10 protein-coding genes and 2 rRNA genes are annotated in these 13,330 nt (G+C 66.4%); 10 read left to right on the top strand and 2 right to left on the bottom strand.

Annotated features, from left to right (window positions below; genetic code table 11):
• The first annotated feature begins 276 nt into the window (after nucleotides 1–276).
• The 10 genes from OG892_RS17250 (at nucleotide 277) to OG892_RS17205 (ending at nucleotide 10,610) form a co-directional block, all read left to right on the top strand.
• Nucleotides 277–3,401, top strand: a 23S ribosomal RNA gene (locus tag OG892_RS17250).
• 79 nt (nucleotides 3,402–3,480) lie between these two features.
• Nucleotides 3,481–3,597, top strand: a 5S ribosomal RNA gene (gene rrf / locus OG892_RS17245).
• Between the two features lie 75 nt (nucleotides 3,598–3,672).
• Nucleotides 3,673–4,317 carry an HAD family phosphatase gene (locus OG892_RS17240; protein ID WP_073737082.1) on the top strand — a complete coding sequence of 215 codons (645 nt, stop codon included), beginning with the start codon at nucleotides 3,673–3,675 and terminating at the stop codon, nucleotides 4,315–4,317.
• A gap of 42 nt (nucleotides 4,318–4,359) precedes the next feature.
• The gene (locus OG892_RS17235) at nucleotides 4,360–5,562 is read left to right on the top strand and encodes an MFS transporter (RefSeq protein WP_371629629.1); all 1,203 of its coding nucleotides are present in this window, start codon (nucleotides 4,360–4,362) and stop codon (nucleotides 5,560–5,562) included.
• Entirely contained in the window at nucleotides 5,531–6,703 is a 1,173-nt protein-coding gene (locus tag OG892_RS17230) for an acetoin utilization protein AcuC (RefSeq protein ID WP_371629628.1), read from the top strand. The genes OG892_RS17235 and OG892_RS17230 overlap by 32 nt, the downstream gene beginning before the upstream one ends.
• Nucleotides 6,704–6,843: 140 nt before the next feature.
• A complete protein-coding gene (locus OG892_RS17225) occupies nucleotides 6,844–7,659 on the top strand; it encodes a phosphatase (RefSeq protein ID WP_073737085.1) in 816 nt (271 codons plus the stop codon).
• A 128-nt stretch (nucleotides 7,660–7,787) separates the two neighbouring features.
• Complete coding sequence (locus tag OG892_RS17220; protein WP_158072253.1) at nucleotides 7,788–8,000, top strand: helix-turn-helix domain-containing protein; 213 nt, start codon at nucleotides 7,788–7,790, stop codon at nucleotides 7,998–8,000.
• A 110-nt stretch (nucleotides 8,001–8,110) separates the two neighbouring features.
• Nucleotides 8,111–8,209 (top strand): 30S ribosomal protein bS22, encoded by a 99-nt coding sequence (locus OG892_RS17215; RefSeq protein ID WP_003948845.1) that lies wholly within the window; start codon nucleotides 8,111–8,113, stop codon nucleotides 8,207–8,209.
• 238 nt (nucleotides 8,210–8,447) lie between these two features.
• Nucleotides 8,448–9,545: an NAD-dependent epimerase/dehydratase family protein gene (locus tag OG892_RS17210; protein ID WP_073737086.1), complete on the top strand. Its 1,098-nt coding sequence runs from the start codon at nucleotides 8,448–8,450 to the stop codon at nucleotides 9,543–9,545.
• Between the two features lie 15 nt (nucleotides 9,546–9,560).
• Complete coding sequence (locus tag OG892_RS17205; RefSeq protein ID WP_073737087.1) at nucleotides 9,561–10,610, top strand: lysophospholipid acyltransferase family protein; 1,050 nt, start codon at nucleotides 9,561–9,563, stop codon at nucleotides 10,608–10,610.
• A 306-nt stretch (nucleotides 10,611–10,916) separates the two neighbouring features.
• On the opposite strand, the gene OG892_RS17200 is transcribed toward OG892_RS17205, so the two are convergent.
• Entirely contained in the window at nucleotides 10,917–12,131 is a 1,215-nt protein-coding gene (locus OG892_RS17200; RefSeq protein WP_371629627.1) for a DUF5667 domain-containing protein, read from the bottom strand.
• A 224-nt stretch (nucleotides 12,132–12,355) separates the two neighbouring features.
• Entirely contained in the window at nucleotides 12,356–13,132 is a 777-nt protein-coding gene (locus tag OG892_RS17195) for an ECF subfamily RNA polymerase sigma factor, BldN family (protein WP_024490754.1), read from the bottom strand.
• Between the last annotated feature and the right edge of the window lie 198 nt (nucleotides 13,133–13,330).

The raw sequence follows: 13,330 nt of genomic DNA, 5'->3' as shown, positions 1-13,330 counted from the left end.
GGAATCCAGAGCCACTACGCCTGGCAAATGTTCGGCGGTGGTTAGCTCATGGGTGGAACGTTGACTATTCGGCACGACAGGTTGTTTTTCACTAGTACTGCTTCGGCGTGGAATGTGGGAAGTGATCGGTCGGGTCGGGCACGCTGTTGGGTATCTGAAGGTACGGCCGTCATGGTCGTCCTTCGGTTGCCGGCCCCAGTGAACTCACCTGTTAAGGGTGGGGTGATGGGTGGCTGGTCGTTGTTTGAGAACTGCACAGTGGACGCGAGCATCTGTGGCCAAGTTTTTAAGGGCGCACGGTGGATGCCTTGGCACCAGGAACCGATGAAGGACGTGGGAGGCCACGATAGGCCCCGGGGAGCTGTCAACCAAGCTTTGATCCGGGGGTGTCCGAATGGGGAAACCCGGCAGTCGTCATGGGCTGTCACCCGCTGCTGAACACATAGGCAGTGTGGAGGGAACGAGGGGAAGTGAAACATCTCAGTACCCTCAGGAAGAGAAAACAACCGTGATTCCGGGAGTAGTGGCGAGCGAAACTGGATCAGGCCAAACCGTATGCGTGTGATACCCGGCAGGGGTTGCGCATGCGGGGTTGTGGGATCTCTTTTTCACAGTCTGCCGGCTGTGAGACGAGTCAGAAACCGTTGATGTAGGCGAAGGACATGCGAAAGGTCCGGCGTAGAGGGTAAGACCCCCGTAGCTGAAACATTAACGGCTCGTTTAAGAGACACCCAAGTAGCACGGGGCCCGAGAAATCCCGTGTGAATCTGGCGGGACCACCCGTTAAGCCTAAATATTCCCTGGTGACCGATAGCGGATAGTACCGTGAGGGAATGGTGAAAAGTACCGCGGGAGCGGAGTGAAATAGTACCTGAAACCGTGTGCCTACAAGCCGTGGGAGCGTCGCGCGCCGAGTTTACTCGGTGCGTCGTGACTGCGTGCCTTTTGAAGAATGAGCCTGCGAGTTTGCGGTGTGTTGCGAGGTTAACCCGTGTGGGGAAGCCGTAGCGAAAGCGAGTCCGAATAGGGCGATTTAGTAGCGCGCTCAAGACCCGAAGCGGAGTGATCTAGCCATGGGCAGGTTGAAGCGGAGGTAAGACTTCGTGGAGGACCGAACCCACCAGGGTTGAAAACCTGGGGGATGACCTGTGGTTAGGGGTGAAAGGCCAATCAAACTCCGTGATAGCTGGTTCTCCCCGAAATGCATTTAGGTGCAGCGTCGTGTGTTTCTTGCCGGAGGTAGAGCACTGGATAGGCGATGGGCCCTACCGGGTTACTGACCTTAGCCAAACTCCGAATGCCGGTAAGTGAGAGCACGGCAGTGAGACTGTGGGGGATAAGCTCCATGGTCGAGAGGGAAACAGCCCAGAGCATCGACTAAGGCCCCTAAGCGTACGCTAAGTGGGAAAGGATGTGGAGTCGCAGAGACAACCAGGAGGTTGGCTTAGAAGCAGCCACCCTTGAAAGAGTGCGTAATAGCTCACTGGTCAAGTGATTCCGCGCCGACAATGTAGCGGGGCTCAAGCGTACCGCCGAAGTCGTGTCATTCCAGCACATACCCCCAACGGGGGCTGGGATGGGTAGGGGAGCGTCGTGTGCCGGGTGAAGCAGCCGCGGAAGCGAGTTGTGGACGGTTCACGAGTGAGAATGCAGGCATGAGTAGCGATACACACGTGAGAAACGTGTGCGCCGATTGACTAAGGGTTCCTGGGTCAAGCTGATCTGCCCAGGGTAAGTCGGGACCTAAGGCGAGGCCGACAGGCGTAGTCGATGGACAACCGGTTGATATTCCGGTACCCGCTTTGAAACGCCCAGTACTGAATCAGGCGATGCTAAGTCCGTGAAGCCGGCCCGATCTCTTCGGAGTTGAGGGTAGTGGTGGAGCCGACGAACCAGACTTGTATTAGGTAAGCGATGGGGTGACGCAGGAAGGTAGTCCAGCCCGGGCGGTGGTAGTCCCGGGGTAAGGGTGTAGGCCGTGTGGTAGGTAAATCCGTCACACATTAAGGCTGAGACCTGATGCCGAGCCGATTGTGGTGAAGTGGATGATCCTATGCTGTCGAGAAAAGCCTCTAGCGAGTTTCATGGCGGCCCGTACCCTAAACCGACTCAGGTGGTCAGGTAGAGAATACCGAGGCGTTCGGGTGAACTATGGTTAAGGAACTCGGCAAAATGCCCCCGTAACTTCGGGAGAAGGGGGGCCATCACTGGTGAGGGAACTTGCTTCCTGAGCTGGGGGTGGCCGCAGAGACCAGCGAGAAGCGACTGTTTACTAAAAACACAGGTCCGTGCGAAGCCGTAAGGCGATGTATACGGACTGACGCCTGCCCGGTGCTGGAACGTTAAGGGGACCGGTTAGCTGACTTTCGGGTCGGCGAAGCTGAGAACTTAAGCGCCAGTAAACGGCGGTGGTAACTATAACCATCCTAAGGTAGCGAAATTCCTTGTCGGGTAAGTTCCGACCTGCACGAATGGCGTAACGACTTCTCGACTGTCTCAACCATAGGCCCGGTGAAATTGCACTACGAGTAAAGATGCTCGTTTCGCGCAGCAGGACGGAAAGACCCCGGGACCTTTACTATAGTTTGATATTGGTGTTCGGTTCGGCTTGTGTAGGATAGGTGGGAGACTTTGAAGCGGCCACGCCAGTGGTTGTGGAGTCGTCGTTGAAATACCACTCTGGTCGTGCTGGATGTCTAACCTGGGTCCGTGATCCGGATCAGGGACAGTGTCTGATGGGTAGTTTAACTGGGGCGGTTGCCTCCTAAAGAGTAACGGAGGCGCCCAAAGGTTCCCTCAGCCTGGTTGGCAATCAGGTGTTGAGTGTAAGTGCACAAGGGAGCTTGACTGTGAGACCGACGGGTCGAGCAGGGACGAAAGTCGGGACTAGTGATCCGGCAGTGGCTTGTGGAAGCGCTGTCGCTCAACGGATAAAAGGTACCCCGGGGATAACAGGCTGATCTTCCCCAAGAGTCCATATCGACGGGATGGTTTGGCACCTCGATGTCGGCTCGTCGCATCCTGGGGCTGGAGTCGGTCCCAAGGGTTGGGCTGTTCGCCCATTAAAGCGGTACGCGAGCTGGGTTTAGAACGTCGTGAGACAGTTCGGTCCCTATCCGCTGTGCGCGTAGGAATATTGAGAAGGGCTGTCCCTAGTACGAGAGGACCGGGACGGACGAACCTCTGGTGTGCCAGTTGTCCTGCCAAGGGCATGGCTGGTTGGCTACGTTCGGAAAGGATAACCGCTGAAAGCATCTAAGCGGGAAGCCTGCTTCGAGATGAGTATTCCCACCAACTTGATTGGTTAAGGCTCCCAGTAGACGACTGGGTTGATAGGCCAGATGTGGAAGCCCGGTAACGGGTGGAGCTGACTGGTACTAATAGGCCGAGGGCTTGTCCTCAGTTGCTCGCGTCCACTGTGTTAGTTCTGAAATAACGAACGGCCGTGTTTTGTTCCGGTGTTGGTTAATTTCATAGTGTTTCGGTGGTCATTGCGTTAGGGAAACGCCCGGTTACATTCCGAACCCGGAAGCTAAGCCTTTCAGCGCCGATGGTACTGCAGGGGGGACCCTGTGGGAGAGTAGGACGCCGCCGAACTCCTTTTAAATAGTTGAGCCCCGTGCCCTTGTGGCACGGGGCTTTTCTGCGTTCCCGACAGTTTAAGGTCGTGACATGCGCTACGAACTGGTCATCTTCGACAACGACGGTGTGCTCGTGGACAGCGAGCCGATCTCCAACACCCTCCTGGCCGCCTACCTCACCGAGCTCGGCCACCCCACCACGTACGAGGAGTCCCTCCGCGACTACATGGGGGCCGCCATGCACCGGGTGCACGACCTCGTCGAGGAGCGGGGCGGGGAGAAGCTGCCCGCGGACTTCGACGACACGTTCCACTCGCGGGTGTTCGCCGCGTTCCGGCAGGAGCTGCGGCCCGTACCCGGTGTCGAGGAGGTGCTGGGGGACCTCGTCGCCGAAGGGGTCCCGTACTGCGTCGCGTCCTCCGGCAGCCACGAACGGATCCGGGTCGGGCACCGGACGACCGGGCTCGACCAGTGGTTCGAGGAGGAGTGGATCTTCAGCTCCGAGGACGTGGGGCGCGGGAAGCCCGCCCCCGACCTGTTCCTGTACGCCGCAGACCGGATGGGGGTGCCGCCGGAGCGGTGCGTCGTCATCGAGGACAGCCCGCTCGGGGTGGAGGCGGCCAGGGCCGCGGGGATGGATGTGTACGGGTTCACGTCGATGATGCCGGCGGACCGGCTGGCCGGGGTGACCGGGCACTTCTCCGACATGGGACAGCTGCGGGAATTGCTTGCCTGACGCGTCTACCCATGGGTAGAAACTGGCTCTACGCTCGCGGCCATGACAGATGCACGTTTGCGGCACGGCAGAGCTTCCCTTGCGTTGAGCTTCTTCGTGCAAGGGGTCACGTTCGCTTCTCTCGTGACGCGGATCCCGGCCATTCAGGACAGGTACGGGATATCCGACGGCCTGCTGCCCGTGTTCCTCGCCGCCGTGCCGATCCTGGCCGGTGTGGGCAGCGTGGTCACCGAGAAGGTGGTCGCACGCCTACGACCGCGCGTCGTCCTGCGGTGGACGCAGCCCGTCGTACTCCTGGCGCTTCTCGGCGTCGGCGCCGGGAGCGAGTTGTGGGCGGTGGCCCTGGCGCTCGGCGTGTTCGGGCTGGCCGTCGGCGCGCTGGACGCGTCCACGAACATGATGGGGGTCAGCCTCCAGCGGGCGTACGGACGCTCCATCATGCTCGGCTTCCACGCCGCGTACAGCCTGGGCGGGATCGCCGGGGCGTCGATGGCGTGGGCCGGGGCGCACTGGGATCTCTCGCTGCTGGTCTCGTACCTCCCGGTCGTGGTGGTGCTGTTGCCCGTCGCGTTCGTCGGGAGCCGGTGGTACGTCGAGGGGAAGCAGGAGGACGAGGGGCGGTCCGCGCCGAAGGGGAAGGCCGGGGCTGTCTCGTTCAAGCTGCTGCTGCCGCTCTGCCTGGTGATGAGCTTCGCGTACATCGGGGACTCGACCGTCTCCAACTGGAGCGCCAAGTACCTGCAGGACGTGCTGGGGAGTTCGGAGCAGCTGTCGACGCTTCCGTACAACGTCTACATGGTGACGACGTTGCTGGGGCGGGCCGTCGGGGACTTCGGGGTGCGGCGGTTCGGGGCGGTGGCCGTGGTGCGGTTCGGGAGTGTGCTGGCCGCGGCCGGTTTCGGTGTGGTGGCCGTCGCCGGCGGGGCCTGGATCGGGATGCTCGGGTTCACCATGCTGGGGTTCGGGCTGTGCGTGATCGTGCCGCAGACGTTCGCGGCGGCCGGGCGGATGTTCCCCGACGACAGCGACACCGCGATCGCCCGGCTGAACATCTTCAACTACGTGGGATTCCTGGTCGGCTCGCCCCTGGTGGGGGCGATCGGGGACGCCTGGAGCTACCGGGGCGCGATGCTCGTACCGATGGTGCTGGTGCTGGCGATGCTCGTGTACGCCAAATCGTTCGGCGCGGAGCCCGCCCGATACGGTGGCGGGCATGAGCGGCCGCGCACAGCTGATGTGGGATGACGCAGTAACGGGATACGACTTCGGGGACAGCCACCCCATGGACCCGGTCAGACTCGCGCTGACGATGGGCCTGGTGCGGGCGTTCGGTCTCGACCGTGCGGTGGACGTGGTGGCGGCCAAACCCGCCGGGGAGTCCACGCTGCGGCTCGTACACCGCTCCGACTACGTGGCTGCCGTGCGGGCGGCCTCCGCGGACCCCGCCCACGCCGACCAGAACTACGGACTCGGGACGGTGGACGATCCGGCGTTCGCCGGGATGCACGAGGTGTCCTCGCTGATCGCCGGACAGTCCGTGGGCGCCGCCGAGGCGGTGTGGCGGGGACGGACCGGGCACGCGGTGAACTTCAGCGGCGGGCTCCATCACGCCATGCCCGGCAGCGCGTCGGGCTTCTGCATCTACAACGACCCGGCGCTCGCCATCGCGCGGCTGCTGGAGCTGGGCGCGGAGCGCGTCGCGTACGTCGATGTGGACGTGCACCACGGGGACGGCGTGCAGGCGGCGTTCTGGGAGGACCCGCGGGTCCTGACCGTCTCGCTGCACGAGCACCCCCGCACCCTCTTCCCGCAGACCGGCTGGCCGGAGGAGACCGGCGCCGGGGCTGGTGAGGGCGGTGCGGTGAATGTGGCGCTGCCGGCCGGGACTGGGGACGCGGGGTGGCTGCGGGCGTTCCACGCGGTGGTGCCGGAGCTGCTGGCGGACTTCCGGCCGCAGGTCCTGGTGACCCAGCACGGGGCCGATACGCACTTCGAGGACCCGCTGGCCCATCTCGCGGTGTCGCTGGACGCCCAGCGCGCGGTGATGGCGGCCTGCCACGACCTCGCCCACGAGTACGCGGACGAGGGGCGCTGGGTGGCGCTCGGCGGGGGCGGTTACGCGGTGGTGGACGTGGTGCCGAGGTCCTGGACGCATCTGGTGGGGATCGCCGCCCACGCGCCCGTGGACCCGGAGTCGGTGATCCCGTCCTCCTGGCGGGACGAGGTCTACGCCCGGACCCGGCAGCTCGGCCCTGCCCGGATGACGGACGGCCGCACCCCGTCCTGGAAGTCGTGGGACGAGGGTTACGACCCGGCCGACCGGCTGGACCAGGCGGTGCTGGCGAGCCGCCGGGCGGCCTTCCCGCTCCGGGGGCTGCTGACCTGAGGCGACCGGGCCCGCTCCGGCCCGGGACGACCGGTCCGTTCTGACGTGAGGCCCGGCCGCCCGGCACGGTGTTACGCCAACTGTGGGGCGTATTCCGGCTTTTGACCCCCGGGCGGTGCGGGTACGGGAGCATCGGCAGGGTGTTGAGCACCGGAGCGCTGCGCGCGCATCTGCTGGCGGCCCGGCTGGCCGGCCCCGTGGCCACCTCGCGGGAGGTGAGCCTGCGGAGCTATCGGCTGTTCGCGGCCAGGGACCCCCGGGTGACGCTCGGCCTCGACCCCGGACGGGGCTGGGGGGAGCTGGACCTGCTCCGGCTGATGTCCGACAAGTGCGGGGTCTCGGCCGATCCCGCGCATGTCTCGGGTCCCGATGTGATCGACCCGGAGCGGACGCTGGCGGGGCTGGACGCCTTCGCGGGCCGGCTGGCGGACGCGGCCCGGCGGCGGGCACCGGTGCTGTTCGGTACGGGGCATCCGCACCGGCTGCTCGGTTTCTACGCGGCGCTGGCAGACGCTTTGTCGTCGGTCGGGTGCACTGTGCTCACCCCCGCGCAGGGGCGATGTATCGACATAACGACCCGGTTCGGCGTACGCACGTACAACCTGGACTACGTACGGGGAGTCGCGCTGGTGCGCGAACCCGGCGTGCGGTTGACCGGTGGTGGTACCGGCGCACACTCCCACTCCCCGCTGCCGGTCAGGGTCGTTCTGGAGGCCGCGGCGGTGGGTCGGGGGCCGCTCCCGGAACTCGTCGTGGGGGACCACGGATGGGTCTGCGGGGCAGGTCAGCTGGGCATCGAGGCGATCGGGCTGGCCGATACGGACGATCCCGCGCTGTTCGTCGGTGAGGCCGAGGGGAGGGTGTCGGCCGTCGTCCCGGTGGACGACGCGGTGCGGTCCGCCTACTACCTGCCGCTCACGCGCTATGTACTCAATCGGGCGGCTCTGTCACAGTAGGCGGCCGATCGTCTCTCCTCTTCCCCACTCGCATCACACGCCCCTAATCTGGGCAGTGAGCGCACATCGACGAAGAGTCACCGGAGGGGAAGCCGGTGCGCGTCGCGTGCGGAAGGTACAGGTGGATCATGGCTGCTGACAGCGAGAGGCCTCTCAACGAGGTCAAGTTTCTGACCGTGGCGGAAGTCGCCTCTGTCATGCGAGTGTCGAAGATGACCGTGTACCGCCTGGTGCACAGCGGTCATCTGCCGGCGATCCGGGTGGGCAGGTCCTTCCGGGTGCCGGAGCAAGCGGTTCACGAGTATCTCCGGGAGTCCTTCGTGGGGGTGGGGTCGGCCTGACATTCCCCTCGGATTACGTCCCTCACCCGGTGGCGGGTAGGCTAGGCCGACGTAGGTCGTGTGGGCCCAGACGCCCCGCACCAGTGAAGAAGAAGTGAGCGAGGGTAGTCGTGGGCTCTGTCATTAAGAAGCGGCGCAAGCGGATGGCCAAGAAGAAGCACCGCAAGCTGCTCAAGCGCACGCGCGTTCAGCGTCGCAACAAGAAGTAAGCGAACGCAGTTCGTGAAATCCGCAGCCCTTTCGCCTGTCAGGCGGGAGGGCTGCGGTGCTGTGCGGGGTCCGGTACGGCCGGGCCGCCCCGCACACATTCGGGCCAAGACGCGGGAGAAGGCCGCCGCGCGGGCATCACAGGGCAACATCCACCCGCTACGGTGACGAGCGGGGGAGAACCTCTCTTCGAGGGCCCCTCCCACTCACTTCACGGGAGACCGACGGAAGGCGCTGATCTTGGGGAAGGTCGTGCTCGTCACGGGAGCGGCCCGGCAGCTGGGCGGCCGCTTCGTGCGGCGCATCCAGCGTGATCCGGACGTGGACCGGGTGATCGCGGTCGACGCGGTCGCGCCCGGCCACCAGCTGGGCGACGCCGTCTTCGTGACGGCGGACATCCGCCAGCCCGCCATCGCCAGAGTCCTCGCCGAGCACTCGGTCGACACGGTCGTCCACCTGGACGTCAGCGCGATGGGCCTCGGCTCCCAGGGCCGCAGCGCGGTCAAGGAGACCAACGTCATCGGCACCATGCAGCTGCTCGGCGCGTGCCAGAAGGCCCCGGCCGTCCAGCGCCTGGTGATCAAGTCCAGTACCGGTGTGTACGGCTCCGCGCCCCGCGATCCGGCGGTCTTCCACGAGACCACCCCGCCCAAGTCCCTGCCGAGCGGGGGCTTCGCGAAGGACGCGGTGGAGGTCGAGGGGTACGTACGGGGCTTCGCGCGCCGCAGGCCGGACGTGGCCGTGTGCGTGCTGAGGTTCGCGAACATCCTGGGCCCCGACGCGGACTCGCCGCTGGCCGACTATCTGTCGCTGCCGGTGCTGCCGACCGTGTTCGGGTACGACCCGAGGCTCCAGTTCGTGCACGAGGACGACGTCATCGACGTACTCGGCATCGCCGCGAGCGAGCCGCGGCGGTCCACGCTGAACAGCGGCACCTTCAACATCGCCGGAGACGGGGTGCTGCTGCTCTCGCAGTGCGCACGGCGGCTGGGGCGGCCGACGCTGCCGGTGCTGCTGCCCGCGGTCACCTGGGTCGGTCAGGCGCTCCGTACGGTCGGTATGACGGACTTCTCGCCGGAACAGATCCGGCTGCTCACCCATGGCAGGGTGGTCTCCACCGTCCAGATGCGCGAGACCCTGGGCTTCCGGCCGCGGTTCACCACGGTGGAGACGTTCGCGGAGTTCGCGCGCAGCCGGGGACCGGGGCTGCTGCCGCCCGAAGCGGTGGGCCGGGCCGTCGGCAGAGTGGCAGCGATGCCGTTCGCCGGGGGGACCGGCGGGGCTCCGGAGATCACCGGGGCCGGCGACGACACACACCCGACCCCGAGCGGCAGGTAGAGGAGCGCACCGACGATGGCGGATGCCAAGGTCATTCCGTTCGACGACGACCGTTCGCGGTCGGGGGGCTCGCCGCGTGCCGCGCGGCGGCGCGGCCCCGGACGCGGCAGCGGATCCGTGAGCGCCCTGCCGGGCCGGCCGGACGCCGGGCTGCCGCCGGAGAAGCGGGCGGGTGAGCCGGGTGAGCCCGAGGGGGCCGAGGTGGCGCCTGAGGGGGCGGGACGGGCCGGCTGGGAACGGCGGATCGCGGGCGGTCTGGCGTTCCTGCGGCGGCGGGTCACGGGCGAGTACGACATCGACGAGTTCGGCTACGACGAGGAACTCACCGACCAGGTGCTGATGTCGGCGCTGCGGCCCCTGTACGAGAAGTACTTCCGGGTCGAGGTGAAGGGCATCGAGAACATCCCGTCGGACGGCGGGGCGCTCATCGTGTCCAACCACTCCGGCACGCTGCCGCTGGACGGGCTGATGCTCCAGGTCGCCGTGCACGACAACCATCCGGCGGGGCGGCATCTGCGGCTGCTCGCCGCGGACCTGGTCTTCATGCTGCCCGTCGTCAACGAGCTGGCCCGCAAGGCGGGGCACACCCTCGCCTGCGCGGAGGACGCGGAGCGGCTGCTGAGGCAGGGCGAGGTCGTCGGCGTGATGCCGGAGGGCTTCAAGGGCATCGGGAAGCCGTTCAGCGAGCGGTACAAGCTCCAGCGCTTCGGGCGGGGCGGCTTCGTGTCGACGGCGCTGCGGGCCGGGGTGCCGATCGTGCCGTGCTCGATCGTGGGGGCCGAGGAGATCTACCCGATGATCGGCAACTCCAGGACGCTGGCGCGGCTGCTGGGTACGCCGTACTTCCCGATCACGCCGACGTTCCCGTGGCTGGGGCCGCTGGGGGCGGTGCCGTTGCCGACGAAGTGGACGATCCAGTTCGGTGAGCCGATTCCTACGGATGGGTATCCGGTGGAGGCGGCGGAGGATCCGATGCTGATGTTCAATCTGACGGATCAGGTGCGGGAGCAGATTCAGCACACGCTGTACAAGTTGCTGGTGCAGCGGCGGTCGGTGTTCTTCTGAGGGCGCCCGGTGCTCCGGGGCTGGAGCTTTGTCCTCAATCGCCGGACGGGCTGGATTTTGTCGGCCTCGGGGCCCCGGGGCGGGGGCTTCGTCCTCAATCGCCGGACGGGCTTGAGTTGGGCGGGCGGGATTTTGCCGGCCTTGGGCGCGCGGGGGCTGGGGCTTTGTCCTCAATCGCCGGACGGGCTTGAGTTGGCCGGACCGCAGGCATGAGTTGGCCGGGCGACGGGCTTGAGTTGGCCGGGCGACGCGGTTGAGTTGGCCGGACGGGCTTGGGGGTGCCCGTCCGGCGGGGTTTTTTTTGGGTCAGTCCTTGTCGGCCCTGCTGTCGATTCCCAGGCCTCCGATCAGGCCGGGGATCAGCGGGGGCAGGGTGATGTCCGGGGTGGGCGCCGTGCTCGGGGTGTCCTTCGGCGGTTCGGTGGTGTCCGGCGACGGCGGGTCGAAGAGGTCGTCCGCGCCGCCTCCGATCAGGCCGTCCACCGGGGTGCTGCCCGAGTCCGAGGGGCGGGGCGAGGTGCTGCTGCCCTTCTTGCCCTCGTGCGCGCCCGCGGGTGAGGAGGACGAGGGTGACGGCTTGTGCGACGAGGGGGCCGTGCCGGTACCGCTGCCCGTGCCCGAGTCGGTGGAGTCGGACCGCTGGGATCCGCCGTTCTTCTCCGGGGCGCGGGGGAACAGCGACTGGAGCGGCGCGACTTCCTCGTCTATGGCCGCGAAGACCGAGCTCACCTGGTCACCGAGCTCGGTGAGCTGGACGGGCAGCCGGTCGCGCAGGCTGGTCCAGCTGTCGCGGTGCGAGCGGGAGAAGGAGTCCAGGGTCTGGATCGGGCCGATGGCTCCGTCCCGTTTGTAGGCGGCGTGCAGCAGGCGGTGGCCCTCGGTGGCGTCGTGCGTCATGCCGTTGAGCGTGCGCCTGACCTCCCCGAGCTGCTCGTGGTCCAGGTCGCCGGAGCGGCCGCGCTCCATCAGCCTGCGGGCCTCGCTGAGCCGGGTCGATGCCTGGTCCAGGTAGACCTCGCCGCGGCTGGTGTCGCTGCCCGCCAGGTTGAGGTGGATGTCCTCCATGCCGCGCTTCAGCCCGTAGAGCGAATCGCCCGGGAGCGCGTCGGAGCTGGCCGCGGCCACACCGCCGAAGGCTCCCGCGGCCACACCGACGGTGAGTCCGCCGGCCGCGAGGCCCTTCGTCCAGCGCGATTTGGGGCGCAGTTTGCGGAGCGGGGAGGCTCGGTGGGCCCCCTTGCTCCGCTGTTCGGGTACTGCGGGGACCGCGGGCGTGCCGCCCGCGGCGAACATGGCCTCCATGGCGGCGACGAGCTGGGCTCGCTGCACCACTTTGACCTCGGGATCCAACGCCGGCTTCGGTAGCTCACCGAGGCCGTTCGCCAGGGCCAACAGCGGTCCGCGGTCGGCCGGTTCGGCCGGGTCCTCGGGCTGTACGGCCGCCGCACCGCGGAGCGACTGCTCCTCCACGGCCTGGGCGAAGGCGTTCGCCCGCCGGTGTGCCGAGACGTTCGCGATCACTGGCGGCACCTCCTCTCGTCATGACGGTCGACTCCCCTGAGGGTCCGGAAGGTTGCACCCCTTGAGCGCATCCACACGATTGAGTGAGTGTCTGCGGACAGGGGGTGACGACAGGGGGCCTGCAACCGGCACAACGAGTGGCGCGGCACTTGGGTTACGCACGAAGGATGATCGGACCAGTGCGTGATGAACGTATCGCCGAGAGTGATTCGGCTCGGGTGGGATCAGCGGGCATCGTCCGGTAGGAGGCGGGCAAGGGTGCGGACGGCGCGGTACTGCAGGGTCTTGATCGCGCCCTCGTTCTTGCCCATCACTCGGGCGGTCTCGGCGACCGAGAGCCCTTGCAGGAAGCGCAGGGTCACGCACTCCTGCTGCTGGGGGTTGAGTCGGCGCACGGCTTGCAGCAGTGCGGCATTGGAGAGGGACTCCAGGACGGAGTCCTCGGGGCTGCGCTCGACCTCGTTGGCGTCGAGCATTTCGCCGGTGGTCACTTCCAGCCGGAACCGACTGGATTTGAAGTGGTCGGCGACCAGGTTACGAGCGATGGTGACAAGCCAGGCGCCGAAGTCACGGCCCTGCCAGGTGAACGTGGAGATACGCCGCAGGGCGCGGAGGAAGGTCTCACTGGTGAGGTCCTCCGCCGTCGCCTTGCCGCCCACGCGGTAGTAGATGTAGCGGTACACGGTGTCGCTGTACTGGTCATAGAGGCGGCCGAAGGCGTCAGCCTCACCGGCCTGTGCGCGCTCGACGAGATCCATCATGCGCGCGCTGTCGCTGTCGGCCGTCGGCCGACGAACGGTGGACGTGGTCGTTGCGCCGCGGTTGCTGCGTCTTCCGACCGCCGCACCGCGTTCGGCCAGGGCGTAGCAAGGGCCGGCAGGCGCAGGGGTGGCAAAGGCGGGTACGGCGTACGCGGTGGGGACGAAGCCGCGCAAGCGGTCGCCGACCGTTGCGCGCAGCGTAGCCAGGCCCGAGGCGTCAACCCCGACGTGTGGGTACACGGGACTCCCAGAGGCAGAGCTTCCATCACGTGCAGTGCGAAACCGTCACTCGTCGTAGTGAGTGGTGGGTTCCGGAATGCGTCTGAGGAGAATAACGCTTCGTACAGGCAGTGCTACACCCAGTTGCTCAAATCACCGGTTACGTCGCTTCTGTAGCGACTATTCGACACATCGAGTAGCACATGGTGACCGGTTATT

The organism is Streptomyces sp. NBC_00341 (assembly GCF_041435055.1).
Lineage (GTDB): Bacteria > Actinomycetota > Actinomycetes > Streptomycetales > Streptomycetaceae > Streptomyces.
This window is presented reverse-complemented; position numbering and strand designations above follow the sequence as displayed.